Source organism: Aureimonas sp. Leaf454, assembly GCF_001424685.1.
In the GTDB taxonomy this organism is placed as follows: Bacteria; Pseudomonadota; Alphaproteobacteria; order Rhizobiales; family Rhizobiaceae; genus Plantimonas.
The window spans coordinates 153,779-179,624 of the sequence record NZ_LMQT01000022.1 but is presented as its reverse complement, the minus strand read 5'-3'; the positions used below and the strand labels follow the sequence as shown (position 1 = coordinate 179,624).

32 protein-coding genes are annotated in these 25,846 nt (G+C 67.5%); 23 read left to right on the top strand and 9 right to left on the bottom strand.

The annotated features are described in order from the left end of the window. Genes ASG43_RS17385 through mnhG form a run of 4 tightly spaced genes read left to right on the top strand, consistent with a single transcriptional unit; the run spans position 1 to position 2,679 of the window. Entirely contained in the window at positions 1 to 1,587 is a 1,587-nt protein-coding gene (locus tag ASG43_RS17385; RefSeq protein ID WP_056507762.1) for a Na+/H+ antiporter subunit D, read from the top strand. Then, positions 1,584 to 2,051 (top strand): Na+/H+ antiporter subunit E, encoded by a 468-nt coding sequence (locus ASG43_RS17380; protein ID WP_082491011.1) that lies wholly within the window; start codon positions 1,584 to 1,586, stop codon positions 2,049 to 2,051. The genes ASG43_RS17385 and ASG43_RS17380 overlap by 4 nt, the downstream gene beginning before the upstream one ends. Further along, positions 2,048 to 2,332, top strand: a complete 285-nt coding sequence (locus ASG43_RS17375) for a monovalent cation/H+ antiporter complex subunit F (RefSeq protein ID WP_056507761.1) — start codon at positions 2,048 to 2,050, stop codon at positions 2,330 to 2,332. Before ASG43_RS17380 ends, ASG43_RS17375 begins: the two co-directional genes overlap by 4 nt. Beyond that, positions 2,329 to 2,679 (top strand): monovalent cation/H(+) antiporter subunit G, encoded by a 351-nt coding sequence (gene mnhG, locus ASG43_RS17370; RefSeq protein WP_200939525.1) that lies wholly within the window; start codon positions 2,329 to 2,331, stop codon positions 2,677 to 2,679. The genes ASG43_RS17375 and mnhG overlap by 4 nt, the downstream gene beginning before the upstream one ends. Here the strand turns inward: mnhG and cysQ are convergent. Then, positions 2,598 to 3,458: a 3'(2'),5'-bisphosphate nucleotidase CysQ gene (cysQ, locus tag ASG43_RS17365; RefSeq protein ID WP_244488144.1), complete on the bottom strand. Its 861-nt coding sequence runs from the start codon at positions 3,456 to 3,458 to the stop codon at positions 2,598 to 2,600. The two genes, mnhG and cysQ, sit on opposite strands and share 82 nt — an antisense overlap. 224 nt (positions 3,459 to 3,682) lie before the next feature. On the opposite strand from cysQ, the gene ASG43_RS17360 reads away from it, so the two are divergent. Beyond that, complete coding sequence (locus ASG43_RS17360) at positions 3,683 to 4,093, top strand: DUF423 domain-containing protein (protein ID WP_056507758.1); 411 nt, start codon at positions 3,683 to 3,685, stop codon at positions 4,091 to 4,093. On the opposite strand, the gene ASG43_RS17355 is transcribed toward ASG43_RS17360, so the two are convergent. Both ASG43_RS17355 and ASG43_RS17350 read right to left on the bottom strand, forming a co-directional pair. After that, complete coding sequence (locus tag ASG43_RS17355) at positions 4,057 to 4,404, bottom strand: RidA family protein (RefSeq protein WP_056507756.1); 348 nt, start codon at positions 4,402 to 4,404, stop codon at positions 4,057 to 4,059. The genes ASG43_RS17360 and ASG43_RS17355 overlap by 37 nt on opposite strands. 113 nt (positions 4,405 to 4,517) lie before the next feature. Continuing rightward, positions 4,518 to 4,928 (bottom strand): DoxX family protein, encoded by a 411-nt coding sequence (locus tag ASG43_RS17350; protein ID WP_056507754.1) that lies wholly within the window; start codon positions 4,926 to 4,928, stop codon positions 4,518 to 4,520. Between the two features lie 235 nt (positions 4,929 to 5,163). Between ASG43_RS17350 and ASG43_RS17345 the strand changes: the two genes are divergently transcribed. Beyond that, a complete protein-coding gene (locus ASG43_RS17345; RefSeq protein WP_056507753.1) occupies positions 5,164 to 6,531 on the top strand; it encodes an NAD(P)-dependent oxidoreductase in 1,368 nt (455 codons plus the stop codon). An 8-nt stretch (positions 6,532 to 6,539) separates the two neighbouring features. On the opposite strand, the gene ASG43_RS17340 is transcribed toward ASG43_RS17345, so the two are convergent. After that, positions 6,540 to 6,770, bottom strand: a complete 231-nt coding sequence (locus tag ASG43_RS17340; RefSeq protein WP_056507751.1) for a type II toxin-antitoxin system HicA family toxin — start codon at positions 6,768 to 6,770, stop codon at positions 6,540 to 6,542. A 3-nt stretch (positions 6,771 to 6,773) separates the two neighbouring features. Then, positions 6,774 to 7,004 (bottom strand): type II toxin-antitoxin system HicB family antitoxin, encoded by a 231-nt coding sequence (locus ASG43_RS17335; RefSeq protein WP_056507749.1) that lies wholly within the window; start codon positions 7,002 to 7,004, stop codon positions 6,774 to 6,776. A gap of 94 nt (positions 7,005 to 7,098) precedes the next feature. On the opposite strand from ASG43_RS17335, the gene preA reads away from it, so the two are divergent. Then, positions 7,099 to 8,445: an NAD-dependent dihydropyrimidine dehydrogenase subunit PreA gene (gene preA / locus ASG43_RS17330; RefSeq protein ID WP_056507748.1), complete on the top strand. Its 1,347-nt coding sequence runs from the start codon at positions 7,099 to 7,101 to the stop codon at positions 8,443 to 8,445. A 3-nt stretch (positions 8,446 to 8,448) separates the two neighbouring features. Here preA and ASG43_RS17325 read toward each other — a convergent pair whose 3' ends face one another. After that, positions 8,449 to 9,108, bottom strand: a complete 660-nt coding sequence (locus ASG43_RS17325; RefSeq protein WP_056507746.1) for a TetR family transcriptional regulator C-terminal domain-containing protein — start codon at positions 9,106 to 9,108, stop codon at positions 8,449 to 8,451. Between the two features lie 246 nt (positions 9,109 to 9,354). Here ASG43_RS17325 and ASG43_RS17320 point away from each other — a divergent pair, with 246 nt between their 5' ends. The 10 genes from ASG43_RS17320 to ASG43_RS17275 all read left to right on the top strand — a co-directional run bounded on the left by ASG43_RS17320 (position 9,355) and on the right by ASG43_RS17275 (position 18,126). Further along, entirely contained in the window at positions 9,355 to 10,716 is a 1,362-nt protein-coding gene (locus ASG43_RS17320; protein WP_056507744.1) for an aspartate aminotransferase family protein, read from the top strand. Further along, complete coding sequence (locus tag ASG43_RS17315; protein WP_056507742.1) at positions 10,713 to 11,963, top strand: Zn-dependent hydrolase; 1,251 nt, start codon at positions 10,713 to 10,715, stop codon at positions 11,961 to 11,963. The genes ASG43_RS17320 and ASG43_RS17315 overlap by 4 nt, the downstream gene beginning before the upstream one ends. A gap of 55 nt (positions 11,964 to 12,018) precedes the next feature. Beyond that, on the top strand, positions 12,019 to 12,219 hold the full coding sequence (locus tag ASG43_RS17310) for an antitoxin MazE-like protein (protein WP_056507740.1): 201 nt from the start codon (positions 12,019 to 12,021) through the stop codon (positions 12,217 to 12,219). After that, positions 12,216 to 12,581 (top strand): type II toxin-antitoxin system PemK/MazF family toxin, encoded by a 366-nt coding sequence (locus ASG43_RS17305; protein ID WP_156386760.1) that lies wholly within the window; start codon positions 12,216 to 12,218, stop codon positions 12,579 to 12,581. Before ASG43_RS17310 ends, ASG43_RS17305 begins: the two co-directional genes overlap by 4 nt. After that, positions 12,578 to 14,026, top strand: a complete 1,449-nt coding sequence (gene hydA, locus ASG43_RS17300; RefSeq protein WP_056507735.1) for a dihydropyrimidinase — start codon at positions 12,578 to 12,580, stop codon at positions 14,024 to 14,026. Before ASG43_RS17305 ends, hydA begins: the two co-directional genes overlap by 4 nt. A 61-nt stretch (positions 14,027 to 14,087) precedes the next feature. Beyond that, complete coding sequence (locus ASG43_RS17295; protein WP_056507734.1) at positions 14,088 to 14,879, top strand: ABC transporter ATP-binding protein; 792 nt, start codon at positions 14,088 to 14,090, stop codon at positions 14,877 to 14,879. Between the two features lie 15 nt (positions 14,880 to 14,894). After that, positions 14,895 to 15,227, top strand: coding sequence for a hypothetical protein (locus ASG43_RS17290; RefSeq protein ID WP_056507733.1), 333 nt, complete (start codon positions 14,895 to 14,897; stop codon positions 15,225 to 15,227). Then, complete coding sequence (locus ASG43_RS17285) at positions 15,224 to 16,129, top strand: ABC transporter permease (RefSeq protein ID WP_056507731.1); 906 nt, start codon at positions 15,224 to 15,226, stop codon at positions 16,127 to 16,129. The genes ASG43_RS17290 and ASG43_RS17285 overlap by 4 nt, the downstream gene beginning before the upstream one ends. Next, a complete protein-coding gene (locus ASG43_RS17280) occupies positions 16,126 to 17,088 on the top strand; it encodes an ABC transporter permease (RefSeq protein ID WP_082491009.1) in 963 nt (320 codons plus the stop codon). The genes ASG43_RS17285 and ASG43_RS17280 overlap by 4 nt, the downstream gene beginning before the upstream one ends. Before the next feature lie 51 nt (positions 17,089 to 17,139). Beyond that, positions 17,140 to 18,126, top strand: coding sequence for an ABC transporter substrate-binding protein (locus tag ASG43_RS17275; protein WP_056507729.1), 987 nt, complete (start codon positions 17,140 to 17,142; stop codon positions 18,124 to 18,126). 124 nt (positions 18,127 to 18,250) lie between these two features. Here the strand turns inward: ASG43_RS17275 and ASG43_RS17270 are convergent, their stop codons facing one another. Continuing rightward, positions 18,251 to 18,859, bottom strand: coding sequence for an NAD(P)-dependent oxidoreductase (locus tag ASG43_RS17270; protein WP_056507904.1), 609 nt, complete (start codon positions 18,857 to 18,859; stop codon positions 18,251 to 18,253). Positions 18,860 to 18,959: 100 nt separating this feature from the next. On the opposite strand from ASG43_RS17270, the gene ASG43_RS17265 reads away from it, so the two are divergent. Continuing rightward, positions 18,960 to 19,352, top strand: a complete 393-nt coding sequence (locus ASG43_RS17265; RefSeq protein ID WP_056507727.1) for a helix-turn-helix domain-containing protein — start codon at positions 18,960 to 18,962, stop codon at positions 19,350 to 19,352. Positions 19,353 to 19,367: 15 nt separating this feature from the next. Here ASG43_RS17265 and fliI read toward each other — a convergent pair whose 3' ends face one another. After that, positions 19,368 to 20,696 (bottom strand): flagellar protein export ATPase FliI, encoded by a 1,329-nt coding sequence (fliI, locus tag ASG43_RS17260; protein WP_200939524.1) that lies wholly within the window; start codon positions 20,694 to 20,696, stop codon positions 19,368 to 19,370. 2 nt (positions 20,697 to 20,698) lie between these two features. Further along, positions 20,699 to 21,424 (bottom strand): flagellar basal-body rod protein FlgF, encoded by a 726-nt coding sequence (gene flgF / locus ASG43_RS17255; RefSeq protein WP_056507723.1) that lies wholly within the window; start codon positions 21,422 to 21,424, stop codon positions 20,699 to 20,701. Between the two features lie 323 nt (positions 21,425 to 21,747). On the opposite strand from flgF, the gene motA reads away from it, so the two are divergent. The 5 genes from motA to ASG43_RS17230 all read left to right on the top strand — a co-directional run bounded on the left by motA (position 21,748) and on the right by ASG43_RS17230 (position 25,573). Then, a complete protein-coding gene (gene motA / locus ASG43_RS17250) occupies positions 21,748 to 22,617 on the top strand; it encodes a flagellar motor stator protein MotA (RefSeq protein ID WP_056507722.1) in 870 nt (289 codons plus the stop codon). A gap of 16 nt (positions 22,618 to 22,633) precedes the next feature. Beyond that, positions 22,634 to 23,569 (top strand): FliM/FliN family flagellar motor switch protein, encoded by a 936-nt coding sequence (locus ASG43_RS17245; RefSeq protein WP_056507721.1) that lies wholly within the window; start codon positions 22,634 to 22,636, stop codon positions 23,567 to 23,569. Beyond that, positions 23,550 to 23,987: a hypothetical protein gene (locus ASG43_RS17240; protein WP_056507720.1), complete on the top strand. Its 438-nt coding sequence runs from the start codon at positions 23,550 to 23,552 to the stop codon at positions 23,985 to 23,987. Before ASG43_RS17245 ends, ASG43_RS17240 begins: the two co-directional genes overlap by 20 nt. A gap of 197 nt (positions 23,988 to 24,184) precedes the next feature. Beyond that, entirely contained in the window at positions 24,185 to 24,520 is a 336-nt protein-coding gene (gene fliN / locus ASG43_RS17235; protein WP_056507902.1) for a flagellar motor switch protein FliN, read from the top strand. Positions 24,521 to 24,526: 6 nt separating this feature from the next. After that, positions 24,527 to 25,573 carry a FliG C-terminal domain-containing protein gene (locus ASG43_RS17230; RefSeq protein WP_056507719.1) on the top strand — a complete coding sequence of 349 codons (1,047 nt, stop codon included), beginning with the start codon at positions 24,527 to 24,529 and terminating at the stop codon, positions 25,571 to 25,573. The last annotated feature ends 273 nt before the right edge of the window (positions 25,574 to 25,846 follow it).

The following is a 25,846-nucleotide window of genomic DNA, read 5'->3' as shown; positions in this document are numbered from 1 at the left end:
ATGGCGAGCCCGTCCGACACCGCCGCTCTCTGGGCCGAAGCCGCGACGTCAGCGCCCGTCCTTCTCGACGACGCCCTGATCGCCTTGCCGGTCGCGCTCCAGATCCTGCTCGCCGCCATCCTGCTTCTCGTCGAGAAGCGGCCGCGGCTGCAGGCGATCCTGGCCGTCGCCGGGCTTGGCGCCGTCTTCGCCGTGGACCTCGCGCTGCTCGCCGATGTCCTTGAGAACGGGCCGCGCATCATGGCGATGGGCGCCTGGCGTCCGCCCTTCGGCATCGTCTTCTCCGCCGATGCGCTCGGCACGACGTTTCTCGCCGTCGCGGGCTTCACCGCGCTCGCCTGCGCGGTCTATGCGACGGCGGCAATTCCGCGCGAGGAGCGGCGCGGCGGCTTCTTCCCCTTCCTCGTCCTGATGATGGCCGGCGTGTCCGGCGCCTTCCTGACCGGCGACCTCTTCAACCTCTATGTCTGGTTCGAGGTCCTGCTGATCGCATCCTTCGGCCTCCTCGCGCTCGGCTCGCGGCCGGCCCAACTCGACGGAGCGCTGGCCTACGGTATCCTGAACCTCGTCGCCACGACCTTTTTCCTCATCGCCACGGCGCTGACCTACGGCCTCTTCGGCACGCTCAACATGGCCCATCTCGCCCGGCTCGCGGCCGAACGCGGCGCGGATGGGCTGGTGATCGGCCTTTCCGTCCTCTTCCTCGCCGCTTTCGGCATGAAGGCCGCGGCCTTCCCCGTGAACGCGTGGCTCCCCGCCTCCTACCACACGCCCCGCTTCGTCACCTCCGCGCTCTTCGCCGGTCTCCTGACGAAGGTCGGCGTCTACGCGCTGATCCGAGTCCTCGGCATGGTCCTGCCTGCGGCCCACGACGTCCTGACACCGCTGATCGCCGGCATCGCCGGCCTCACCATGATGATCGGAGCGCTGGGCGCCTTGGCGCAGAGCGACATCCGGCGGCTCCTCAACTACGTCGTCGTCGCCGGTATCGGCACGATCCTGGCCGGTCTCGCCGTGCCGATCGCACCGGGTGCCGCGGGTCTTGCCGGCGCGATCGCCTATGCGATCCACTCGATCCTCGTCATGGCCGCCCTCTATCTCGCCGCCGGCGTCGCGGCGAACCGCACGGGGTCTTCCTCGCTGCACGAGATGGGCGGGCTCTGGAAGCGCTTCCCCGTCTTTTCCGGCCTCGTCTTCATCCTCGTCCTCGCCGTCTCCGGCCTTCCCCCGCTGTCCGGCTTCTGGCCGAAACTGGTGCTCCTGCGCGCGACGCTCGCCGACGGCGAGACGGCGCTGGCCGCGATCCTTCTTCTCAGCGGCCTCCTCCTGACGCTGGCCATGATGCGGGTCTTCGCGCTGGCCTTCTGGCGCGACGAACCCGCGCGTGAATCCCCGGCTGAAGCGGAAGACTTCACGGCGGCCCTGCCGTCCCGTTGGCAGACGAGCCTGCCGCTGGCGGCGCTGACGCTCCTCGTCGTCCTCCTCGGGCTCGTTCCCGAGCCGCTCGCGCGCCTGTCGCGCATCGCCGCCGACGGCATCGCCGATCCCGCCGCGGTGATCCGCCTGACCCTCGGAGACGCACCGTGAGACGTCTTTCCGCCGTCCTCCTCCTCGCCGTCCTGTGGATGGCGCTCGGCGCATCCTTCACGCTGCTGAACCTCCTGCTCGGGATGGGCATCGGCTGGCTCGCGCTGCGCATCGCGGCTGCGTCGGGCCACCTGCCGCGCATCCGGCCGCTCGCGCTCGCGGCGCTCCTCTTCCTGTTCCTGAAGGAACTCGCTTTGTCGGCCGCGACCGTGGTGCGCGCCGTCGTGAAGCCACGCCTCGATGTGAAGCCCGGTCTCGTCGAGGTTCCCGTCACGCTGCGGCGGGACGGCGAGATCTCGCTTCTCGCCTGTCTCATCACGCTGACGCCGGGCACGCTCTCGGTCGACCTCTCCGAGGATCGGCGGAGCCTTCTCGTCCATGCCCTCGACGCCTCCGATCCCGCGGGTCTTCGGCGCGGCATCGCGGAAGGGTTCGAGCCGGCCATCCGAAAGGCCTTCCCATGAGCGGCGGCGAATCCTTCCTCGAAATCGCGGTCCTCGTCTCGGCGGTGCTTCTCGGGGCCGCGCTCCTCCTGACCGCCATCCGCATCGCGCTCGGACCTTCCCTGCCGGACCGCGTTCTCGGCCTTGATCTCGGCACCAATCTCGCCGTCTGCTTCTTGGCTCTGATGGCCTTGAGGCCGGGCTCGGCGGCGATGGTCGACATCGCCTTCGGCGTTGCCGTGCTCGGCTTTCTCGCCACGCTCGCCTTCTCCTGGTTCATCGAGCGAAGGGGGCGGCGATGACGCAGATGACGACGATTCTGGCGGGGCTTCTCGCTTTGTCCGGCTCTCTGCTGGCGCTGGTCGCCGCGATCGGGTTGCTGCGCCTGCCGAATTTCCTGGCGCGCACGCATGCCGCGTCCCTCGTCGGCTCCGTCGGCGCGGGACTGTTGCTCCTCGCCGTGGCGCTCGTCGCCCCGGAGCCGGGCTTCGTTCTCCGGGCGCTCGGCGCCGTCGGCTTTCTTCTCCTGACGACGCCGCTCGCCGCCCATCTCCTGGCGCGGACGGCCTACCGCGCCGGTGAAGCCTCGACCGAATGCGATTCGCCGGCATCCGAGGACCCGGCCGGCCCGCCGGACGCCACGAAATAGGCATTGGCGAAATCGGCCTCGTGGGCGCGGTCCCGCTTGTCGTAGACGAGAGGCGCGTCTTGGAGATCCAGCACGGAGCCGCCCGCCGCCTCCAGCACCGCCTGTCCCGCCGCCGTGTCCCATTCCATGGTCCGGCCGAAGCAGGGATAGAGATCGGCCATTCCCTCGGCGATCCGGCAGAATTTCAGCGACGAGCCGACGGGCACGACCTCGGCGGAGAGATGGCGCGCCAGGAAGGCGGTGACGTCGGGCGTCGTCGCCCGGGATCGGCTGACGAGGACGACGGGAAACTTCGGTCGCGGCCGGACGCGGATCGGGTGGAGCCGGGCGAGCGTGCCGTCGGCCTCGACGATCCCCTTGAAGGCGCCGGCCGGCGAGGCGGTGAAGATTTCGCCATAGGCCGGCGCGACGACGACGCCGAGCCTCGGCCGCCCGCCTTCCACGAGCGCGATGTTCACCGTGAAATCTCCGATGCCGCCGACGAACTCGCGCGTTCCGTCGATGGGATCGACGAGGACGAAGCGGCGTCCGAGAGCGGCGGGGACATGGCCGTCGGAGATCGCCTCCTCCGCGACGAGGGGAAGCGACGGCAGGCGCTCGCGAAGCCGCGCCGCGATCAGCCGCTCCGCCGCGACATCGGCATCGGTGACGGGCGAGGCATCGGCCTTTTCCCGCGTCCGGCAATCTCCGCCGAAGGCCTGCAGGATCAAGCTGGACGCCTCCAGCGCGATCTCGGTGAAGATGGCGAGCATGGGTTCGAAGCGCTGGTCCGGGATCATGCCCCATCATGAGTCGGGGCAGCGCGGGACCGCAAGCCCGAACCTTGCTGCAAGGCCGCGCGATCGATGACTGTGTCCGATGCGCACGGCGGGAGCGACGGACGTTTCCACATCAGGCCGACTGCGCTAGGGACTGCGGCCGAAGCTCGATCCCGGGATAGGTCTCACCGGAAAGAGGGTGGGATCCGCTCGGAATTCCGGACCAACGTTGAGGTCGACATGCGATGACGAAAACGGCTGTCTTCCTCGCCGTTCTGGCGGGTTTGCTGGGTGCCGGCGGCGTCGCGGGCGCGGCGGCGGCTTCGCATGGCGCTCCCGGTGCCGATCGGCTGATGCTGGCGGCGGCCATGGCACTCGTCCACGCCCCGGCGCTTGTCGCGCTCGCCGCGCTGCCGCTCGGCTCCGTCGCCTGGAAACTCCTGCCGGGCCTCGGCTTCGCCTCGGGCGTCGCGCTCTTCTCCGGCGATCTCTCCATGCGCGCCCTGACGGGCGAGCGCCTGTTCGCCATGGCGGCGCCGACCGGCGGGGTTCTCCTCATCGCCGGCTGGCTTCTTCTGGCGCTCGCGGCTCTTCTCAGCCTGCGCCGGACGTCACGCGATCAGATCGCGGCGACGACGATGATCTCGACCCGGTAGTCCGGCGTCGCGAGGGCGATCTGGCCGCCGGTCGCGCGGGCGGGCGGGTTCGCCTTGTCCACCCAATTGTCCCAAACCGCGTTCATCGCGCCGAAATCCGCGATGTCGGCGAGCCAGATCGTGGCCGAGAGGATCTTCGACTTGTCCGTGCCGGCGGCGGCGAGCAGGCGGTCGATCTCGGCGAGGATGGTCTTGGTCTGCGCGGTCACGTCCTCGCCCGCGGTGCCGACCTGGCCGGCCAGATAGACGGTCTCGTTGTGGATCACGGCCTGCGACATGCGCGGGCCGGGCTCGATGCGGCGGATGGTCATCAATCAATCCTCAAGGTCCGGAATCGGAAAGGGCCCCGCCATATCAGGCGGGGCCCCTGGTCCCAAGCGAAAGCTGCCGGCCGGCGCCGGCAGCCCTGCTCCCGGCTGCGCTCTCAGAGCGTCTTCGCGCGGGTCCCGTCCACGCTGAAGGGACCAGCGCCCCGCGCGGCGAGATAGAGGAACACGAAGCAGAAGAGGATCGCCGCGTCGCCGCCGTTGAGCGCGGGATAGAAATTGCTCGGCGCATGGAAGGCCCAATAGGCGACCGCCATCTCGCCGGCGAGCACGAAGGCGACCGGCCGCGTGAACAGCCCGACGACGATCAGGATGCCGCCGACGAATTCCAGCACCGCGCCGAACCAGAGGAGGGTGAAGACCCCCGGCAACTCGCCGCTCTGCGGCAGTCCGGGAAAGCCGAAGAGCTTCTGCGTTCCATGCTCCATGAAGAGGAGGCCGGCGATGATGCGCAGGGCGGCCAGTGCATAGGGCGCAAAGGCGGCGGCTCGGTCGGTGGCGGACGGCATGGGCTCGAAACTCCTCGGATGGGTCGTCAAACGCAAAGGGTGATCAGACTTACCAGCTTCTGCCGGAGTGTCGACAAGCGCATTCGTTCTGTTCTGGAGTTGATGCGAAGGCCTCTCGGGCAATCTTTGACCAGACGATAAAAAAATTGACGCGTTCCGATTTTTGGGATCATCTTCGTTTTGAATGGTTCTCAACTGCGGTGCGCCGCAGGCTCAAGACAGAGGCGGGTGGTCCATGAACGAGCTGCGTCCGGTCGGTCCCGACATCGCGTCCGCAAGGCTCGATCCGGAGATCATCGCCGCCCATTTCGGCGATCTCCATCCGCCGCTCGGTGCCCACGAGGCCCTTGTCGAGGCCGATCGCTGCTACTTCTGCTACGACGCGCCCTGCATGCAGGCCTGCCCGACCTCGATCGACATCCCGCTCTTCATCCGGGAGATCCAGGCCGGCAACCCGACCGGCGCGGCGAAGACGATCCTCTCGGCGAACATTCTGGGCGGCATGTGCGCCCGGGTCTGCCCGACGGAGACGCTCTGCGAGGAGGTCTGCGTGCGCGAGGTCGCGGAAGGAAAGCCGGTGAAGATCGGCATGCTGCAGCGCTACGCGACGGACCACCTGATGGAGCGCGGGGACCATCCCTTCCGCCGCGCCCCGGAGACCGGACGGCGGGTCGCCGTCGTCGGCGCGGGGCCGGCCGGCCTCTCCTGCGCGCATCGCCTCGCCATGCTCGGCCACGACGTCACGGTCTACGATGCGCGCCCCAAGCCCGGCGGCCTCGATGAATACGGCATCGCCGCCTACAAGGCGACGAACGACTTCGCGCAGGCCGAGGTCGCCTTCATCCTGAAGATCGGCGGCATCGCCATCGAAACCGGTCGGGCGCTCGGCCGCGACCTCGATCTCGACAGCCTGCGCGAGGATTTCGACGCGGTCTTCCTCGGGCTCGGCCTTGCCGGCGTCAACGCGCTCGGCATCGACGGCGAGGCGGCCTCCGGCGCGCATGATGCCGTCGACTGGATCTCGGATCTGCGCCAGACCTCGGACCTCGCCGGCCTTCCCGTCGGGCGGCGCGTGGTCGTCCTCGGCGGCGGCATGACCGCGGTGGATGCCGCGGTGCAGGCGAAGTCGCTGGGCGCGGAGGAGGTGACGCTCGTCTATCGCCGCGGCCGCGAGGCGATGAACGCCTCCGGCTGGGAGCAGGAGCTCGCCCAGACCCGCGGCGTCCAGATCCGCTGCCATCTCCAGCCGAAATCGATCCTGACGGAGGATGGTCACGTCGCCGGCATCGAGCTCGAACGCACCGCGACGGTGGACGGGCGGCTGGTGGGAACCGGTGAGACGATCGTTCTCGCCGCCGATCAGATCTTCAAGGCGATCGGCCAGAGTTTCGTCGCTCGCGGCCTCGACGAGGTGATCCGGCTGGAGAAGGGCCGCATCTGGGTCGACGCCGCCCGCCGCACGAGCCTTCCCGGCGTCTGGGCCGGCGGCGACTGCATCTTCGAGGGCGAGGACCTGACCGTCGTCGCGGTCGAGGACGGCAAGATCGCGGCGATGGACATTCACGCGGCGCTGATGGGCGCGGCGCAGATGGCGGCGGAGTGATGCGATCGTCAGAGGAGGTCGAAGAAGGCTTCCACGGAGATGTCGGCCTGTCTGAGGATGGAGGCGAGCGTCGCGCGCTTCAGCTCGTGCCAATTGTGCATGGGAACGGTCACCGTCCGCTGCGGCGGAGCGCCATGGCGCATGACGTGATGGCTGCCCGCAACCCGGATCACGGTGAAGCCTGGTCGTTCGAGCGCGCGGATGACGGCGCGTCCGTTACAGGCGGGAAGCGCGACCATCGATCAGGCGGCGACGGTCAGATGCTCGATTTGCGTCGGAACGTCGTCCGGAATTGCCTGCCCGTCGTCGCGATAGACCAAAAGAACGGCCTTGATCGCCTCCCGAGCGTGGGCGAGCGCCTCTTCCCGTGTCTCGCCTTCCGTGACGACTTCCGGGAGCGCCGGCACCAGGACCGTGAAGCCGCCCTCCGGCTGGGGATGGAGATGGATCGTGAACCGATGCTCGCTCGCCATTCTCTCGCCTCCGTGCCGCCGACCGCCGCACGGATTGATAGCATCGATGCCGCCGAATGCCGATTGGCATTCTCCTCTTTGAAGGGGTGACGACATGGCCGACCTTACCACGACCTTTCTCGGCATACGCTCGCCGAACCCGTTCTGGCTCGCCTCCGCGCCGCCGACCGACAAGGAGTACAATGTCTGCCGCGCCTTCGAGGCGGGCTGGGGCGGCGTCGTCTGGAAGACGCTCGGAGAGGGCGATCCCGTCGTCAACGTGAACGGTCCGCGCTACGGCGCGATCCACGGGCCGGACCGGCGCCTGCTCGGCCTCAACAACATCGAGCTCATCACCGATCGCGCCCTCGACATCAATCTGGAGGAGATCGCGCGGGTGAAGCAGCGCTTCCCCGATCGCGCGATGATCGTCTCGCTGATGGTCCCCTGCGAGGAAAAGAGCTGGCAGTCGATCCTGAAGGTCGTGGAGGAGACCGGGGCCGACGGCGTGGAGCTCAACTTCGGCTGCCCGCACGGCATGAGCGAGCGGGGCATGGGCTCGGCGGTCGGTCAGGTGCCGGAATATATCGAGATGGTCGCGCGCTGGTGCAAGCAGCACTCCCGCCTGCCCGTCATCGTCAAGCTGACGCCGAACATCACCGACATCCGCTATCCCGCCCGCGCGGCCAAGCGCGGCGGAGCGGATGCGGTCTCTCTGATCAACACGATCTCCTCCATCGTCTCGATCGATCTCGACAATTTCGCGCCGACCCCGACCATCGACGGCAAGGGCAGCCATGGCGGCTATTGCGGCCCGGCGGTCAAGCCGATCGCGCTGAACATGGTCGCCGAGATCGCCCGCGACGCGGAAACGCGGGGCCTGCCGATGTCCGGAATCGGCGGCATCACGACATGGCGGGACGCCGCCGAGTTCATTGCGCTTGGCTGCGGCACCGTGCAGGTCTGTACGGCGGCGATGACCTACGGCTTCAAGATCGTGAAGGAAATGGCGTCCGGCCTCTCCGACTGGATGGACGAGAAGGGTTACGCCGTGATCGAGGACTTCCGCGGTCGCGCCGCCCCGAACGTCACGGACTGGCAGTACCTGAACCTGAACTACGTAACGAAGGCCCGGATCGACCAGGATCTCTGCATCCAGTGCGGACGCTGCCACATCGCCTGCGAGGACACGTCCCACCAGGCGATCACCAGCATGGTGGACGGAAAGCGCCACTTCGAGGTGATCGACGCGGAATGCGTCGGCTGCAATCTCTGCGTCAATGTCTGTCCCGTCGAGGACTGCATCACCATGGAGCAGATTGCCGGCTGGGATCCGCGCACAGAAAAGCCGATCCCGGCCGAGTATTCAAACTGGACCGTTCACGGCAACAATCCGATGCGCCGCGAGACTCTGCAGTTCGCGCCCGAACCGATGGTGCGGCAGGCCGAGCCGGCCGAGTAGGCCTCACCCCGCTTCGCGCGGACGAATGCCGTTGAGCACGATCGTCAGCACCGCCTGCGCGCTCTGCTCGCGAAAGCCGGGCCGGCCCACCTCCGAGCCGAGAATGGCGCGGATCTGCACATCGAAATCGGCATAGGTCTGCGTCGTCGCCCAGATCGCGAAGAGGAGGTGGAACGGGTCGATCGGAGCGAGACGTCCCTGCGTGACCCAGACCCGGATGACGCCGGCCTTGTCCTGGACGAGGCTTCGCAGCCGCGTCTTCAGGAAGTCGCCGATGGCCGGGGCACCGCTCAGCATCTCCCCGGCAAAGAGGCGAGACGCTTCGGGACGCTCCACGGAAAGCTCGATCTTCCGGGTGATGTAGCGACGCAGTTCCTCGATCGGATCGCCGTCGGGATCCAGCATTTCCAGAGGAGCGAGCCAGGCGTCGAGCGTCGCTTCCAGGACCGCGGCGTAGATGTCCTGCTTGCGCTTGAAATAGTAGAGAAGGTTGGGTTTCGACATGCCCGCGCGCTGCGCGATCTGGTCGATCGTCGAGCCTCGGAAGCCATGCGTGGAAAAGACCTCCAGCGCCGCCTCGAGGATCGCGCCGCGATTGATCGCCTGGATCCGCGTCGTGCGCGGCTCCTCGGAGGCGGGGCTTGGATCGACCTTGGCATCCATCCCGTCGAAACCTCTCCTCTGACCGGGCGCGGTTCGCGGGGGCGAGTTCGCGAAGCAAGCCGGCCTTTCGATACCATTGCGCCGGATGAGGGGATCGTCGCCCGTGTGGAGCCGGCAGAACCGCATGGCGGAAGCGGCTTGACCGGCTCCGAACCACCTTCTAGCCTCCATTTTGACCATCCAGTCAAGAAACCGGACGCCGCGAAGTCGCTGGAGCGCCGGGAGACATCGGAGCCGCCGTCCGCCATGAACGAAACCACCCCCATCCGGGACGGCTCGCCCGTTTCCCCCAACGCCGTGGCTCCGAACAATCTCGAAGCCTTCTGGATGCCGTTCTCGGCGAACCGCCAGTTCAAGCAGTCGCCGCGCATGTTCGTCGGCGCGAAGGACATGCACTACACGACGTCCGACGGCCGGCAGGTGCTGGACGGAACGGCCGGTCTCTGGTGCGTGAATGCCGGGCACTGCCGGCCGAAGATCACCGAGGCGATCCAGCGCCAAGCCGCCGAACTCGACTACGCCCCGGCCTTCCAGATGGGCCATCCCAAGGCCTTCGAGCTCGCCTCGCGGCTCGCGGCCCTGGCGCCATCGGGCCTCGACCACGTCTTCTTCACCAATTCGGGCTCGGAATCGGTCGACACCGCGCTGAAGATCGCGCTTGCCTACCAGCGCGTGCGCGGCGAGGGCTCGCGGTTCCGCCTCATCGGACGCGAGCGCGGCTATCACGGCGTGAACTTCGGCGGCATCTCGGTCGGCGGCATCGTCGGCAATCGAAAGATGTTCGGCACGCTTCTGACCGGCGTCGACCACATGCGCCACACGCATGATCCCCTGCGCAATCCCTATCCCGTGGGCGAGGCCGAGCATGGCGCCGATCTCGCCGAGGATCTCCTGCGCATCGCGACGCTCCACGATCCCTCCACGATCGCCGCCGTGATCGTCGAGCCGGTGGCGGGGTCGACGGGCGTCCTGCCGCCGCCGAAAGGCTATCTGAAGCGCCTGCGCGAGATCTGTGACCAGCACGGCATCCTTCTCATCTTCGACGAGGTGATCACCGGCTTCGGCCGCATGGGAGCGCCCTTCGCGGCCGATCATTTCGGCGTGACGCCGGACATCATGGTGACCGCCAAGGGGCTCACCAACGGCGTCATTCCCATGGGCGCGGTCTTCGTGAAGGACACGATCTACGAGGCTTTCATGAACGGCCCCGAGCATCTGATCGAGTTCGCGCACGGCTACACCTACTCCGGCAACCCGATCGCCTCCGCGGCCGGTCTGGCGACGCTGGAGACCTACAAGGAGGAGGGGCTTTTCGAGCGCGCCAAGGCGCTGGCCCCGGTCTGGTCCGATGCGATCCAGTCGCTGAAGGGCGAGCCGCATGTGATCGACATCCGCACGACCGGCATCATCGGCGCGGTCGAACTGGAGCCGATCCAAGGTCAGCCGACCAAGCGCGCCTTTTCCGCCTTCCTCGAAGCCTACGAGCGCGGCCTTCTCATCCGCACGACCGGCGACATCATCGCGCTGTCGCCGCCGCTCATCATCGAGGAGGACCAGATCGGGGAGATCGTCGACACGCTTCGCTCCGTCCTCCGGGGGCTGGCATGACCTCTCAGGCCTCGAACCTCCAGATCGACGGCGACCGTCTCTGGAACGCCCTCGAGGACATGGCGAAGATCGGTCCCGGCATTGCCGGCGGCAGCAACCGCCAGACGCTGACGGATGAGGACGGCGAGGGGCGCCGGCTGTTCCAGTCCTGGTGCGAGGCGGCCGGCCTTTCCATGGGCCTCGATACGATGGGTAACATGTTCGCCCGGCGGGAGGGCACCGATCCAGGCGCGCTGCCCGTGTGCGTCGGCAGCCATCTCGACACCCAGCCGACCGGCGGCAAGTACGACGGCGTCCTCGGCGTGCTGTCGGGACTGGAAGTCCTGCGCACGCTGAACGACCTCGGCATCAAGACGAAGCACCCGATCGTCGTCGTCAACTGGACGAACGAGGAGGGCGCCCGCTTCGCCCCCGCCATGCTCGCCTCCGGCGTCTTCGCTGGCCTGCACGACGAGGCCTGGGCGAAGGATCGCGTCGACGCCAAGGGCAAGCGCTTCGGCGACGAGTTGAAGCGCATCGGCTGGGAGGGCGAGGAGCCCGTCGGCCAGCGCAAGATGAAGGCCTTCTTCGAGTACCACATCGAGCAGGGTCCGATCCTTGAGGACGAAGGCATCGACATCGGCGTCGTCACGCACGGCCAAGGCCTGAAATGGCTGCAGGTCACGCTGACCGGCAAGGAAAGCCACACCGGCTCGACGCCGATGTTCAAGCGCCGCAATGCCGGGCTCGGCATGGCGCGGATCATCGAGCTCGTCCACGAGGTCGCGATGGACGAGCAGCCGAACGCGGTCGGCGCCGTCGGCCATGTCGAGATCTACCCGAACTCTCGCAACATCATTCCCGGCCGCGCGGTCTTCACCATCGACATCCGCTCGCCCGACAAGGAGATCCTCGACCGGATGGAGGATCGCATCGAGGACGGGATCGATACGATCTGCGAGGCGCTCGACATCGAATACGACATCGAGGAGGTTGGGCAGTTCGACCCCGTGACCTTCGACGAGACCTGCGTCGCCGCCGTCCGCTCGGCGGCCGAGAGCCTCGGCTATTCCCATCGGGACATCGTCTCGGGCGCCGGTCACGACGCCTGCTGGATCAACCGGGTCGCCCCGACCGCGATGATCTTCTGCCCCTGCGTCGACGGCCTCAGCCACAACGAGGCGGAGGAGATTTCGAAGGACTGGGCGAAGGCGGGCGCGGACGTCCTCCTGCGCGCGGTGGTGGAGACGGCGGAGATCGTGGGGTAGGGTGGAACAGGGGGCGGAGCGGAGAGGAGTCGACGCAATGGGGCGGCCTAAGGAGTTGACCGACGAACAGCGGGCAGCGCTCAAGGCGCTTGGATACCGTCCGGTCGAGCTTTGGATCATCGATCGCGAAGACGAAGCCTATCTCCAGGAGGTCAACCGTCAGATGAACGCCGTCGCCGAAGCGGATCGTCGCGATCCCGATCTCGACGATTGGATGCTTCAGGTCCGCGGCGATCTATGGGACGATAAAAGTTGAAGCGAGGTGATGTCATCACGATGTCGACCCGTGGTGTCGCCGCGAAGCCTCGGCCTGGAATCGTCATCCATGCCGATCATCTCATCCGCGCGGATCGACCGCTTCTCGTCTGTCCACTGACGAGCGACATTGTCGGCGCACCGCTCTTACGTGTCGACATCGAACCTTCCATTGCGAACGGGCTCCGTGTTCCGTCGCAGGTGATGCTTGATCGCCTCAGCTCTGTTCTCCCGAGAGAAATCGGAATCGTCATCGGGGAAGTCGAGGACGAGGACATCCTGCGTATCGATCTGGGCCTCACCAACATTCTCGGCTTGGGTCGTGTGGTAGCCACAGGCCTGCGACTAGGGACATCCTCATGACCATCGCCATCAAGGGCGGCACCATCGTCACCGCCGATCTCACCTATCGCGCCGACATCCTGATCGAGGACGGCAAGATCGCCGCCATCGGCCCGGATCTCTCCGGCGACGAGACGGTGGACGCCTCCGGCGCCTATGTCATGCCGGGCGGGATCGATCCGCACACGCATCTCGAAATGCCCTTCATGGGCACCCATTCCGCCGACGACTTCGACACCGGCACGGCGGCGGCGCTGGCCGGCGGCACGACGATGGTCGTCGACTTCTGCCTGCCCGCGCCGAACGAGAGCCTGATCGACGCGCTCCAGGCCTGGCACCAGAAGGCCGGCAAGGCGCGCTCGGACTATTCCTTCCACATGGCGATCACGTGGTGGGGCCAGAAGGTCTTCGACGAGATGCCGCTGGTCGTCGAGCGCGGCATCAACACGTTCAAGCATTTCATGGCCTACAAGGGCGCGCTGATGGTGAACGACGACGAGATGTTCGCCTCCTTCTCGCGCTGCGCCGAGATCGGGGCGATGCCCCTCGTCCATGCCGAGAACGGCGACGTCGTCGCCTTCCTGCAAGCCAAGCTGATGGCCGAGGGCAACAACGGGCCGGAGGCGCACGGTTATTCGCGCCCGCCCGAGGTCGAGGGCGAGGCGACGAACCGCGCCATCATGATCGCCGATCAGGCGGGCGTGCCGCTTTATGTCGTCCACGTCTCCTGCGAGCAGAGCCACGAGGCGATCCGCCGGGCGCGCCAGAAGGGGATGCGCGTCTATGGCGAGCCGCTGATTCAGCACCTCACCCTCGACGAGCGCGAATATTTCAACGCAGACTGGGACTATGCCGCCCGGCGCGTCATGAGCCCGCCCTTCCGCGACAAGGGCCATCAGGATTCGCTTTGGGCCGGTCTCGCCTCGGGCTCGCTCCAGGTCGTGGCGACCGACCACTGCGCCTTCACCACGGAGCAGAAGCGCTTCGGGCTCGGCGACTTCACGAAGATCCCGAACGGCACCGGCGGGCTGGAGGACCGGCTGGCCGTCCTTTGGACGAAGGGCGTGCGGACCGGGCGCCTCACGATGAACGAGTTCGTCGCTGCGACCTCGACCAACATCGCCAAGATCCTCAACGTCTATCCTCGCAAGGGCGCGATCCTGCCGGGTGCGGACGCCGATCTCGTCGTCTTCGATCCCGCCGCGACCAAGACCATTTCCGCCAAGACGCAGAAATCGGCGATCGACTACAACGTGTTCGAGGGCATCGAGGTGACGGGCCTGCCCGTGGTGACGATCTCGCGCGGCCAGATCGCCTACCGGGACGGAGACGTGCGGGCCGAGACCGGGACGGGCCGCTTCGTCGAACGCCCCGCGGGTCCCGCGCCGGCCAAGGCGCTGTCGACCTGGAAGGAGCTGACCGCTCCCCGCCGGATCGAACGGTCCGGCATTCCGGCAGGAGTTTGAGACATGGCGTCCGGCTGTCTTGTCCGTCCCGCCGACTGTCGCGAGATCGGCGTGTCCGGCGTTGAATAATTCGTCCTCTCAGACGGTCATCGCGGCGCAGAACCTATCCCTCGTCTTCGAGACCGGGGATTCCCCCGTCCACGCGCTGAAGGACATCGACCTCACCGTGTCGCGCGGCGAGTTCGTGTCCTTCATCGGTCCGTCCGGCTGCGGAAAGACGACGCTGCTGCGCGTCATCGCCGATCTGGAGCGGCCGACATCGGGCGAGATCGCCGTCAACGGCATGACCCCGGAACAGGCGCGGCTCGCGCGCGCCTATGGCTACGTCTTCCAGGCGGCGGCGCTCTATCCCTGGCGCACGATCGAGAAGAACGTGGCGCTGCCGCTGGAAATCATGGGCTTCGACAAGGCCGAGCGCCAACGCCGCGTCGCGGCCGGCCTCGATCTCGTCGGCCTTGCCGGCTTCGGGCGAAAATATCCCTGGCAGCTGTCGGGCGGCATGCAGCAGCGCGCCTCGATCGCGCGGGCTTTGTCCTTCGATCCCGATCTTCTCCTGATGGACGAGCCCTTCGGCGCGCTCGACGAGATCGTGCGCGACCACCTCAACGAGGAACTCCTGAAGCTCTGGGCGAAGACGGGAAAGACCGTGATCTTCGTCACCCATTCCATCCCCGAGGCCGTCTTCCTCTCCACCCGCATCGTCGTCATGAGCCCGCGTCCCGGCCGCATCCACGAGATCATCGATTGCGATCTCGGAACGGATCGCCCGCTCGAGATCCGGGAGACGCCCGAATTCCTCGCCATCGCCCACCGCGTGCGAGAGGGTCTGCGGCTGGGACACGGCTATGACTGAGGGCGCGATCCAGCCATGAGCATCGCCGCCAGCCTCTGGCTTCTCGCCACCATTCCGGTCTTTCTCGCCGCAGCGTCGATGTCGCGTTTCTACGTGGCGACGAACAAGCTCTGGGCGATCGCGCTGATGCTCGCCCTCTACGGGATCGGCAATCTCATGATGGTGCGGCTGATGCGCGAGAGCGGGCTGGCGGTTGCGATCTCGGTCTCCTCGATCGCCCAACTCGTTCTCGTCAACCTCGTCGCCTTCACCGTCTTCGGCGAACGCGTGCCGCCGATGCAACTCGCCGGAATGGCGCTGGGCACGCTGGGGCTCGTCCTGATGATGTGGCCGGAGGGCGCGCGATGAGCGCCGTGCCCGTCGCCCGGCCGGTGCGAGCTGCGGGGGAGGGGCGTCTCGTTCCGGTGCTCGTCGTCGTCGCGGCGATCGTCGCCCTCTGGTACGCCGCCGCCGTCCTCATGAACTGGCAGACGACCGTGGATCGGCTGGCGCGGGCGGGAACGACGGCGACCTTCACGCAGACCGTCGCCGAGACCTGGAGTGCCGAACGTCCGCTTCTGCCGGCGCCGCACCAGATCGTGGCCGAGATCTGGAAGACCACCGCGACGGTCAAGCCGAGCTCGGCGCGCTCGCTTCTCTTCCATGCCTGGGTGACGCTGTCCTCGACCCTCACGGGCTTTGCGGCGGGAACGCTTCTCGGCGTCGCGCTCGCCGTCGGCATCGTGCATTCCAGGACGCTCGACAAGAGCCTCATGCCCTGGATCGTGACCTCCCAGACGATCCCGATCCTCGCGGTCGCGCCGATGATCATCGTCGTCCTGAATTCGGTCGGCGTGCAGGGGCTGATCCCGAAGGCGGTGATCTCGACCTATCTCTCCTTCTTCCCCGTCGCCGTCGGCATGGTGAAGGGCTTGCGCTCGCCGGATATCCTCCATCTCGACCTCATGCGCACCTATGGCGCGAGTCGCACGGCGGTTCTGACCAAGCTGCGCCTGCCGGCCTCGCTGCCCTTCCTCTTCGCTTCGATGAAGGTGGCGGTGGCCGCGAGCCTCGTCGGCGCGATCGTCGGCGAATTGCCCACCGGCGCGGTCGCGGGCCTCGGGGCCCGCCTGCTGGCGGGCTCCTATTACGGGCAGACGGTGCAGATCTGGGCCGCTCTCGTCGCGGCCTCCGCCATGGCCGCGGTCCTCGTCGGCTTCGTCTCGCTGGCGGAGCGCGTCGTGCTCCGGCGCACGGGAGCCCTCGGATGACCGGCATGGACGAACTGCTTCGCCAGGGGATCGCCGTTCCCGCCGCCCTTGCCCTCGGCGGCGTCTACGTCCTGTCCGATACGCTCGCGACCGGCCCTTACGACGCGAGCTTCTGGATTCTTATCGTCGCGGTCTGGCTCGCCGCCTGGCAGCTGACGGCCCGGCTCGCCGCGCTTCGACCCGCGACGCCCGCCGCCGCCCGCCTTGCCGATATCGCGGTGCCCCTCGTCTTCGGCGCGACCCTTCTGCTTCTTTGGGAGGCCGTCGTGCGCGGCCTTGACGTGCCCGGCGTGCTCCTGCCGCCGCCCTCGGCGATCGGCGCGCGCATCGCGGCCTCGTTGCCGATCCTCTGGGCGGACTTCCGCCAGACCTTCCTCAAGTCGGTGATCGCCGGCTATGTCCTCGGCTGCGGCTCGGGCTTTCTCGCCGCGCTCCTGATCGATCGTTCGCCGTTTCTCAAACGCGGCTTCCTGCCGATCGCCAACCTCGCATCGGCCCTGCCGATCGTCGGCGTCGCGCCGATCATGGTCATGTGGTTCGGCTTCGACTGGCCGTCGAAGGCCGCCGTCGTCGTGGTGATGACCTTCTTCCCGATGCTGGTGAACACGCTGGCGGGCCTTGCCGCGGCCGGCGCGATGGAGCGCGACCTCATGCGCACCTATGCCGCGGGCCACGGCGCGACGCTCCTGAAGCTTCGCCTGCCGGCGGCGATGCCCTTCGTCTTCAACGCCTTGAAGATCAACTCGACGCTGGCCCTGATCGGTGCCATCGTCGCCGAATTCTTCGGCACCCCGATCGTCGGCATGGGCTTTCGCATCTCCGCCGAGATCGGCCGGCTGAACACCGACATGGTCTGGGCCGAGATCGCGGTGGCCGCGCTGGCGGGCTCGGCGAGCTACGGGCTGATATCCCTCGTCGAGCGCGCCTCGACGTTCTGGCATCCGTCCTACCGGAAGTAGGCATGATCGGGCCGCCTCTGGCGCGCCCTTCGCAGCGAAGGAGACTGACTGATGAGGACTTCGATACTGTCCGCGGCGGCTCTGGCCCTCGGCCTCTCCGCCTCGGCGCCGGCGCTCGCCGCCGACGCGCTGACGCTGCAGCTGAAATGGGTCACCCAGGCGCAGTTCGCCGGCTACTACGTCGCGGCCGAGAAGGGCTATTACGAGGAAGCCGGGCTCGACGTCACGATCAAGCCGGGCGGTCCGGACGTCGCGCCGACGCAGGTGCTGGCCGGCGGCGGTGCCGACGTGGTGATCGACTGGATGCCGTCCGCGCTCGCCGCCCGCGAGAAGGGCCTGCCTCTGGTCAACATCGCCCAGCCCTTCGCCAAGTCCGGCCTGATGCTGACCTGCCGCAAGGAGACGGGCATCGCGAGCCCCGCCGACTTCAAGGGCAAGACCCTCGGCGTCTGGTTCTCCGGCAACGAATATCCGTTTCTGTCCTGGATGTCGAAGCTCGGCTTGAAGACCGACGGCGGTCCGGAGGGCGTCACCGTCATCAAGCAGGGCTTCAACGTCGATCCCCTGATCCAGAAGCAGGCCGACTGCATCTCGACCATGACCTACAACGAATACGGTCAGGTTCTCGACGCCGGGCTGAAGCCCGAGGATCTCGTCGTCTTCAAATACGAGGAGCAGGGCGTCTCGACGCTGGAGGACGGGCTCTATGTCCTCGAGCCCGCGCTCGGCGACCCCGCCATGGTCGACAAGCTCGCCCGCTTCGTCTCGGCCTCCATGAAGGGCTGGCAATACGCCAAGGAGAACCCGGACGAGGCGGCCGGCATCGTGCTCGACAACGACACGACGGGCGCCCAGACCGAGGCGCACCAGACGTTCATGATGACCGAGATCGCCAAGCTCCTGGGCGATAGCCCCAAGCTCGACACGGCCGCCGCCGAAACGACGGTCAAGGTGCTGATGTCCGGCGGTTCCGATCCCGTGATCACCAAGCAGCCCGAAGGCGCGTGGACGAGCAAGGTGACCGACGCGGTGAAGTAGATCGGGACATCCGCAGGGTCGCTCCCTCGCCCGATGAAGCGGGGAGCGACCTTGCGGGGCCTTCGAAGTGCGGCCGCGACGATCGGCGCGGATCGTCGGATGTTCTGTCAGGATGACCCCGCGATCAATATCCCACGGTGAAGCGCTTGCGCGAATGCGCCGGCCTCTCGAGCTCGTCGACCAGTGCCACGGCGTAGTCTTCGTAGGAGATGCTGCTGCCGTTTTCATGGGTGAGCAGCTGGTCGGCACCCAGGCGGAACGTGCCGGTGCGGGTGCCCGGTCCGATGAGGGCGGAGGGCGACAGGAAGGTCCAGTCGAGCTCGGCCTCGGCCTTGAGGCGATCGAGATAGGCCGCGCCGGCCGCGGCTTCGGACTTGTACTCGGCGGGGAAGTTCGGCGAGTCGATGAGCCGGACCCCCGGCGCGACCTCGAGGCTGCCGGCGCCGCCCACCGCGAGATAGCGTCGGACGCCGGACGCTCGCACGGCGGCGACCAGCTTGGCCGGATCGAAATCGAGGAAATGGATGGAGCTGATGACGGCGTCGTGGCCGGCGAGGAGCGCGGCAAGGCCGTCCGGGTCGTGAACGTCGCCGGTCCTGGCGCTGACGCCGGGAAGACCGTCGAGCTTGGCCGGGTTGCGGGCGATGGCGGTGACGGCGTGTCCGCGAGACGTCAGCTCGGCGAGGATGCGCGTGCCCACATTGCCGGTCGCCCCGATCAGTGCAACGTTCATGGTCATGTCTCCTGGTTTCCGATAGAAACCAAGTGGCCGATCAGGCTGCAGGTGTAAAGAACGCACCCGCCTCTCACCAGATTACCCCGAGGAGACTGCCATGAGCTGGGCCCCCTGTGCCGCTCAAACCCCGAACGCCTACGTCGCGGACTGTCCGACGCGCGTGGTGCTGGACCGCATCTCGGACAAATGGGCGGTGCTGATCCTCGGTCTGCTGGCGGAAAGTCCCATGCGTTTCAATCAGCTTCTGCGGACCATCCAGGGCATCTCGCAGAAGATGCTGTCGAAGACGTTGAAGAACCTGGAGCGGGATGGTTTCGTGACGCGGACCGTCGCGCCGACCGTGCCGGTGACGGTGGAATACGCGATCACCGATCTCGGGCGAACGTTGGCGGCGACCGTCGATCCCCTACGGCTCTGGGCGCAGACCCATTTCGACGCCGTCCTGGATGCTCAGCGGCGCTACGATGCGAGCGCCGCCGGGACTGCCTGACCGCGAAAGGGTTCTCTACCCCGCCTGCGCCATCCCGGCCTTCAGCCGCCGCGACAGCTCCTCGAAGGGCTCGGTCGTCGTGGCGTCGCCGGGATGCTGGACGAGCGCGCCGTAGAGATGCGGCACGAGGTCGACCGCCTGGTCGAGCGTCGCGTCGGCCCCGCGCTGGTAGCCGCCGAGAAGGCGCAGGTCCTTGGTGTCCTCGAAGCGCGCGATCATGGCGCGAAGGCGCACGACGAGTTCGCGCTCCTGCGGGTTCCAGGAGAGATCGGCGAGGCGCGAGATGGACTTGAGGACGTCGATCGCGGGGAATCGTCCCTGTTCGGCGATCGCGCGGTCGAGCACGATATGCCCGTCCAGCGTGCCGCGGATCGCGTCGGCGATCGGCTCGTTGTGGTCGTCGCCGTCGACGAGGACGGCGAAGATGCCGGTGATCGTGCCGCTGCCCTCCGGGCCGGGACCGGCGCGTTCGAGAAGTCGGGGAAGGTCGGAAAAGACGCTCGGCGGATAACCGCGCGCGACCGGCGGTTCCCCGGCGGCGAGCGCGACGTCCCGAGCGGCATGGGCGAGGCGCGTCACGCTGTCGACGATCAGAAGCACGCTTTGCCCGAGATCGCGGAAGTATTCCGCGATCGCCATGGCGGTCTTCGGCGCGAGGCGCCGCATCATCGGGCTCTCGTCGCCGGTCGCGACCACGGTGACGCAGCGGTCGAGCTCGCCCTTCATGGTTTCTTCGAGAAACTCGCGGACCTCGCGGCCGCGCTCGCCGACGAGCGCGACGACCACGGTGTCGAAGCCCTTGGCGCGCGCGAGCATGCCCATCAGCGTCGACTTGCCGACGCCCGAACCCGCGAAGACGCCGAGGCGCTGGCCCTTGATCAGCGGCGTGAAGATGTCGATCGCCTTGACGGTGGTCTGCACGGGCTCGCGGATGCGTCCGCGCTTCATGGCGGCATCCGGCTGGGTGTCGGCGATCCGCGGCGTCGGGCCCTGTTCGAGGGGACCGAGATCGTCGCAGGGGCGGCCGAAGGCATCGAGCGTGCGGCCGCGCCAGCTCTGGGCCGGCGACAGCGTGACCGGTCCGGTCCGCCAGGCGATCGAGCGAACGCCGCTCTGGAAGCGCACGGCGAAGGGCTTCACCGTCGCGGCGGCCTCCTCGATGCGCACGACCTCGCCGAGCTCTTCGCCCTCGGGGCCTTGGGCGACGATGCAGTCGCCGAGACGCACGAAGGGCGAAAGGCCGGCGACGCGGAACGCCTGCGGCGAGACGTCGACGATGTGGCCGGAGATGCGGATGCGGGGATCGTCGAGCTGGCCTGCCGCCAGCGGCGTCCTGGTCTTCACCGTCACGCCTTCTGCCCGAGCTGGGCGACGGCGGAATCGAGCGAGCGCTCGGACGTCTCGATGAAGTTGGCCGCGCTTTCGAAGGCGCGCTGGACGGCGATGAGGCGCGTCATTTCGAGGATGGGATTGACGTTCGACCCCTCGGTGAAGCCCTGCAGCACGCTGACGGAGCCGAAATCGAGAAGCGGCGTCGCCGGCCGGTCGGGCGTGAAGCCGGACGTGCCGGCGCGGGTCAGCTTGGCATTGGCCGGCATCTCGAAAAGGCCGACGGCTCCGATCTGTGTTCCGCGCTGCAGGATCATGCCGTCGCGAGCGATCTGGATCGGCCCGGCCGAGGGATCGACCTGGAGCGGCGCGCCGCCCGCATCGAGGAAGGGCACGCCGGTCAGCGACATGACGTCTCCCGTCTCGCTGATCGTCATGCGGCCGTCGCGGGTGTAGATCGGACCCTTCGGTCCCTGCACGGCGAAATAGGCGTTGCCGTTGACGGCCATGTCGAGCGCGTTGCCCGTCTGGGTCATCTCGCCGGTGCGGGTCGAGACATAGGTCTCGCCCGTCGAGGCGAAGGCGACCGGTTCGGCGGCGGCCCGCGAGATGAAGCTTTCGAATTTCACCTCTTCGGCCCGGAAGCCCGCGGTGCGCGAGTTGGCGAGGTTGTCGGCGATCGTGTCCAGGCGCTTTTCCATCGCAAGCTGGGCGGACAGCGCGACCGGCAGAGAGGTTTGCATGTGATGTCGTTCCCTGGGCGCCGGAGGCCGGCATTCAATCGGGCGGCTCGGTCGGACGAAGGGGCGCGTGTCGAAGATGACCCCGCGAACCCGTCCGAACGGAGGCGAGGACACCTCGCCGTCACGAGGTCCGACCATCGGCAACGTCGCTTGCGCCAGCCTGTTCGGGCGGCTTGCCAACCCGGAGCGAGCGCAGCGGCCCTCGCTGGGCCTTTCGGCCGTGGACGGGCTGGCGAAAGCTTCGGGGAACCCTTCGGACGATCGTCAGGCTCGCACAAGTCCTTGTCCGTAGCACCGAACGGAACGGTCAGAAGGGTTCGATCATGGGCATTATCCTCGGTCTCATCATCACGATTGCCTGCGTGCTGGGCGGCTACATCGCCGGCGGCGGACATCTGGATGTCCTCTGGCAGCCCTACGAGCTCCTCATCATCCTCGGGGCCTCGCTCGGCACCTTCATCGTCGCCAACCCGATGAAGGTGGTGAAGGACACCGGCAAGGCGATCGGCGAAGCCTTCAAGGACAGCGTTCCCAAGCAGGCCGACTATCTCGCCCTTCTCAGCCTCCTCCACGCGATCATGCGCGAGATGCGCTCCAAGCCGCGCTCCGAGGTCGAGGAGCATGTCGACAACCCCGCGGAGTCCTCGATCTTCAGCGCCTATCCGACGATCATGAAGGACAAGGCGATGCTGAACTTCATCTGCGACTATTGCCGCCTGATCATCATCGGCAACGTCAAGGGCTACGAGATCGAGTCGCTGATGGACGAGGAGATCCAGACGATCGCCCGCGACAGCCTGAAGCCGAAGGGCGCGCTCCAGGACATCGCCGACGGTCTTCCCGCACTCGGCATCGTCGCCGCCGTTCTCGGCATCGTCCACGCCATGGGCGCGCTCGACCAGAGCCCCGAGATCCTCGGCCATCTCATCGGCGCCGCGCTGGTGGGAACCTTCGCCGGCATCTTCTTCGCCTACGGCGTCTTCGGCCCGATCGCCCACAAGGTGAAGGTCGTGCGCGACAAGCAGCTGCGCCGCTACGTGATCGTGAAGCAGACGCTCATCGCCTACATCAACGGCGCCATGCCGCAGGTCGCCCTCGAATACGGCCGCAAGACCATCTCCGCCTACGAACGTCCGACCATCGACCAGGTCGAAGCCGAGACGATCGGCGGCGGCGCCGCGCAAGCGGCCTGATCCGGGATCACCGACCATGCTCGACACCGCAGAACGGACGAACATCGAAGCCCATCTCCGCTCGGCCGCCAAGATCGAGCCCGAGCGGCTCCCCGGACTGAAGCTCCTCGCCGAGGCCTGGGCCGAGGCGAGCGCGGAGAGGCTGAACGCGGTCTACGCCGCGCCGGTCGTGATCGAGTTCACCGGACTCACCGTCTTCACGTTCGCCCCGGCCGCGCCGGACGTCGCGACCGCCGCCCTCGCCACGACCGTCAAGTCGTCGAAATGGCGCGAGACCGGCTACATTCTTGCCGAACCGAGCCTCGCCAACGCACTGGTCGAGGCGATGTTCGGTGGCTCGGGCCTTGGCGAACTGCCCGGCGCCCGCCCGATGACCAAGCTCGACCGGAGCTTCGTCGAGGTGGCGCTGGCAAGCTTCGTGGACGCGGCCAATCCGATCTTCGATCCCATCGCGCCGCTCGACATGACGGCCGGCGAGGTCATCGCCGCCCCGATCGGAGCGGCCCTCGACGAGCGCCTGCCGGCCGATGGCCGCGCCTTCCTGCAGCTCGCCTTCCGCGTGTCGGTCGGCCGGCTGCAGAGCACGATCCGCTTCGCTCTGCCGGAAAAGGCCATCCTGCCGCATCGCCGCAAGCTCGCGATCGTGCCGGAGGAGAAGCCGTTCGCCGACGAGAGCTGGGCCCGCGACATCCAGGAAGGCCTCAGCCATGCCGATCTCGAAGTGCGTGCGCTTCTCGACGAGAAGCAGATCACGCTCGGCGAGGTCGCCCGCTTCACCCTCGGCCAGACGATCGTGCTCAACGCCACGATGGAGAGCCTGATCGTCATCGAGTGCGAAGAACAGCGTCTCTTCCGCGGCCGCATGGGCGTTCAACGCGACGCCTATGTCGTGCGCATCGAGGAGCGGGTCGACCCGACGGAGGAGTTCATCGATGATATCCTGGCTGATTGACGGAACGCTCGTCGCCGCCCTCGTCGTGACCAGCTGGCGCACGGGCCGGATGGTCCAGGAGCTCCGCCGGCTGCGCAGCGAAGAGGCGAGCTTCGGCCAGGCGCTGCGCGACAGCGACGCGGCGATCAACCGCGCGGCCCATGCGGTGGTGATGCTGAAGAGCGAGGGAACGCGCACGCTCGCCGCTCTCGGGGAGCGCATCGAGGAAGCCCGAAGCCTCGTCGAGGCGCTCGAGGACGCCGCGCGCATGGCCGCGCTGGAGCTCGATCTCGCCAACGACAATGCCGTCTTCGCCGCCGAAACCTCTGCCGCGGCGAGCCCTCTCGTTTCGGCGCCCGCGCTCGCGCCGGCCCACGAAGCCGAATGGCTCCGCCGGCTCGAGTCCCGCCTCGCGCCAGCCTCGACCGCTAATCGTTAATGCAGGGCGCCGGCACCGGCCGGCACCCAACCCCCGAATCGCTCGATCCGACGCCGGGTCGGATCCGATGCCCGACAAGCTCCGGGCCTTTCTTCCAGGAGATTGAAGCCATGATCGACGAAGACGACGACAACGCCCTCGACGCGACGAACTTCGACGAGGACCAGGACGTCGCCTTCTCCGGCGCCACCGACCTGATGGACGCCGAGGAGGACTTCGGGGGCGAGGAGGCTTATGTTCAGCCGGAAGGCAAGCCCGACCTGAACCTGATCATGGACATCCCGGTGACCATGCAGGTCGTGCTCGGCACGGCCGTCATGCCCGTGTCCAATCTCGTGAAGCTCGGCCGCGGCGCGGTCGTGAAGCTCAACACATCGATTGGCGATCCCGTGGACCTCATCGTCAACGGCCGCATCGTCGCCCGCGGCGAAGTGGTGGTCCTCGAAAACGAGGAATCGCGCTTCGGCATCACATTGACCGAGATCGTCTCGCCCGGTTCCCGGCCGCAGCGGTCCAAGACGACAGGCGCCTAATCCGCCATGGGTCTGCCCGCATACTCTGAACTGGACAACGACGGCGGGCTCGACAACCTGCCGGGTCCCGCCCGCGCGGCGATCCTGCTCCTGGCGATGGGAGCGACGGGGGCTTCGCGCCTCCTCAAGCATCTCACCCCGGACGAGATCCGGGCGATCCGTCAGAGCGTGGCCGATCAGCAACCGGTCTCTGCGACGCAGATCGAGCGTCTCGTCACCGAATTCCAGGAGGAGTTCAAGACGGGACCGGGCCTTTCCGGCCTCGACACCGAGCTGAACAGGCTCCTGCGCTCGACCATGTCGGCCGACGAATACACGAACGTCTTCGGGTCCGACGATTTCATCGATCCCTCGCTCTTCACCGGTCCTGCCCTCTCGATCTGGGACGAGCTGGAAAATCTCGGTCCGAAGAACCTCGTGGCGCTCCTGTCGGTGGAGCATCCCCAGGTCGTCGCGATCGTCATCGCCCGGCTTCCGGCCGAGATTTCGGCGGCGGTCGTCGTCGGCTTCGAGCCGGCCTTCCGCAACGACGTCATGCGCCGCGTCCTCAGCGCCAAGCCGCTGTCCATGGAATCCGAGACCGTCATCGAGACGATCCTCAACGACATCTTCGTCGCCGGTTCGGGCAATGCCGAAAAGGCCGCGCGTCGCACGATCCTCGCCGAGATCGCCAACCGCATGGAGAAGAGCCAGACCGACGAGTTTCTCGCCTCCATCGAGGAGACCGAGCCGGAGGAGGCGGTCGCCATCCGCCAGATGCTCTTCGCCTTCGAGGACCTGCCGCGCCTGCAGAAGAAGGCCCGGCTCATCCTCTTCGACGACATCCCGACCGAGACCGTCACGCTCGCGCTGCGCGGCGCTTCTCCCGAACTCGTGGAGACCGTCACGTCCTCGCTCGCCGCACGCGCCCGCCGCATGGTGGAGGCCGAGCTCGCCCGGACGGCCGACGTCGCGTCGAAGGATGTCACCGCGGCACGCCGCGTCATCGCCCAGCAGACGCTGCGACTCGCCTCCGAAGGCCGCATCTCGCTGGCCTCGTCCAGCGAGGAATAGGACCCCGGCACAGACGGAGCCCGACCGGTCGAGTCGGGCTCACGGTCGGCCTCCCGCGTGCGGAGCGTGCCGGGGACCGACCGGCAGCGCCCGCGCGGGACGCTCCTCTCGCCGCCGACGCACGCTTGACGCCGGAGCTTTCCCACGGAACGAGCGCCGGCCCCCGCGACCTTTCACGATCTCCGTCCTGCTCCCGATCATGACTCCGGCATGAACCCTGGCATGAACCCTGGCATGACCCCGGCCTCGCCGCGACGGCGTCCTCGACCTCGT

What these genes read in the sequence shown, in the direction of transcription:
- ASG43_RS17385 (WP_056507762.1), top strand. Translation starts at nt 1, where the DNA reads ATGGCGAGCCCGTCCGACACCGCCGCTCTCTGGGCCGAAGCCGCGACG.
- ASG43_RS17375 (WP_056507761.1), top strand. Translation starts at nt 2,048, where the DNA reads ATGAGCGGCGGCGAATCCTTCCTCGAAATCGCGGTCCTCGTCTCGGCG.
- mnhG (WP_200939525.1), top strand. Translation starts at nt 2,329, where the DNA reads ATGACGCAGATGACGACGATTCTGGCGGGGCTTCTCGCTTTGTCCGGC.
- cysQ (WP_244488144.1), bottom strand. Translation starts at nt 3,458, where the DNA reads ATGATCCCGGACCAGCGCTTCGAACCCATGCTCGCCATCTTCACCGAG.
- ASG43_RS17360 (WP_056507758.1), top strand. Translation starts at nt 3,683, where the DNA reads ATGACGAAAACGGCTGTCTTCCTCGCCGTTCTGGCGGGTTTGCTGGGT.
- ASG43_RS17355 (WP_056507756.1), bottom strand. Translation starts at nt 4,404, where the DNA reads ATGACCATCCGCCGCATCGAGCCCGGCCCGCGCATGTCGCAGGCCGTG.
- ASG43_RS17350 (WP_056507754.1), bottom strand. Translation starts at nt 4,928, where the DNA reads ATGCCGTCCGCCACCGACCGAGCCGCCGCCTTTGCGCCCTATGCACTG.
- ASG43_RS17345 (WP_056507753.1), top strand. Translation starts at nt 5,164, where the DNA reads ATGAACGAGCTGCGTCCGGTCGGTCCCGACATCGCGTCCGCAAGGCTC.
- ASG43_RS17340 (WP_056507751.1), bottom strand. Translation starts at nt 6,770, where the DNA reads ATGGTCGCGCTTCCCGCCTGTAACGGACGCGCCGTCATCCGCGCGCTC.
- ASG43_RS17335 (WP_056507749.1), bottom strand. Translation starts at nt 7,004, where the DNA reads ATGGCGAGCGAGCATCGGTTCACGATCCATCTCCATCCCCAGCCGGAG.
- preA (WP_056507748.1), top strand. Translation starts at nt 7,099, where the DNA reads ATGGCCGACCTTACCACGACCTTTCTCGGCATACGCTCGCCGAACCCG.
- ASG43_RS17325 (WP_056507746.1), bottom strand. Translation starts at nt 9,108, where the DNA reads ATGGATGCCAAGGTCGATCCAAGCCCCGCCTCCGAGGAGCCGCGCACG.
- ASG43_RS17320 (WP_056507744.1), top strand. Translation starts at nt 9,355, where the DNA reads ATGAACGAAACCACCCCCATCCGGGACGGCTCGCCCGTTTCCCCCAAC.
- ASG43_RS17315 (WP_056507742.1), top strand. Translation starts at nt 10,713, where the DNA reads ATGACCTCTCAGGCCTCGAACCTCCAGATCGACGGCGACCGTCTCTGG.
- hydA (WP_056507735.1), top strand. Translation starts at nt 12,578, where the DNA reads ATGACCATCGCCATCAAGGGCGGCACCATCGTCACCGCCGATCTCACC.
- ASG43_RS17290 (WP_056507733.1), top strand. Translation starts at nt 14,895, where the DNA reads ATGAGCATCGCCGCCAGCCTCTGGCTTCTCGCCACCATTCCGGTCTTT.
- ASG43_RS17285 (WP_056507731.1), top strand. Translation starts at nt 15,224, where the DNA reads ATGAGCGCCGTGCCCGTCGCCCGGCCGGTGCGAGCTGCGGGGGAGGGG.
- ASG43_RS17280 (WP_082491009.1), top strand. Translation starts at nt 16,126, where the DNA reads ATGACCGGCATGGACGAACTGCTTCGCCAGGGGATCGCCGTTCCCGCC.
- ASG43_RS17275 (WP_056507729.1), top strand. Translation starts at nt 17,140, where the DNA reads ATGAGGACTTCGATACTGTCCGCGGCGGCTCTGGCCCTCGGCCTCTCC.
- ASG43_RS17270 (WP_056507904.1), bottom strand. Translation starts at nt 18,859, where the DNA reads ATGAACGTTGCACTGATCGGGGCGACCGGCAATGTGGGCACGCGCATC.
- ASG43_RS17265 (WP_056507727.1), top strand. Translation starts at nt 18,960, where the DNA reads ATGAGCTGGGCCCCCTGTGCCGCTCAAACCCCGAACGCCTACGTCGCG.
- flgF (WP_056507723.1), bottom strand. Translation starts at nt 21,424, where the DNA reads ATGCAAACCTCTCTGCCGGTCGCGCTGTCCGCCCAGCTTGCGATGGAA.
- motA (WP_056507722.1), top strand. Translation starts at nt 21,748, where the DNA reads ATGGGCATTATCCTCGGTCTCATCATCACGATTGCCTGCGTGCTGGGC.
- ASG43_RS17245 (WP_056507721.1), top strand. Translation starts at nt 22,634, where the DNA reads ATGCTCGACACCGCAGAACGGACGAACATCGAAGCCCATCTCCGCTCG.
- ASG43_RS17240 (WP_056507720.1), top strand. Translation starts at nt 23,550, where the DNA reads ATGATATCCTGGCTGATTGACGGAACGCTCGTCGCCGCCCTCGTCGTG.
- fliN (WP_056507902.1), top strand. Translation starts at nt 24,185, where the DNA reads ATGGACGCCGAGGAGGACTTCGGGGGCGAGGAGGCTTATGTTCAGCCG.
- ASG43_RS17230 (WP_056507719.1), top strand. Translation starts at nt 24,527, where the DNA reads ATGGGTCTGCCCGCATACTCTGAACTGGACAACGACGGCGGGCTCGAC.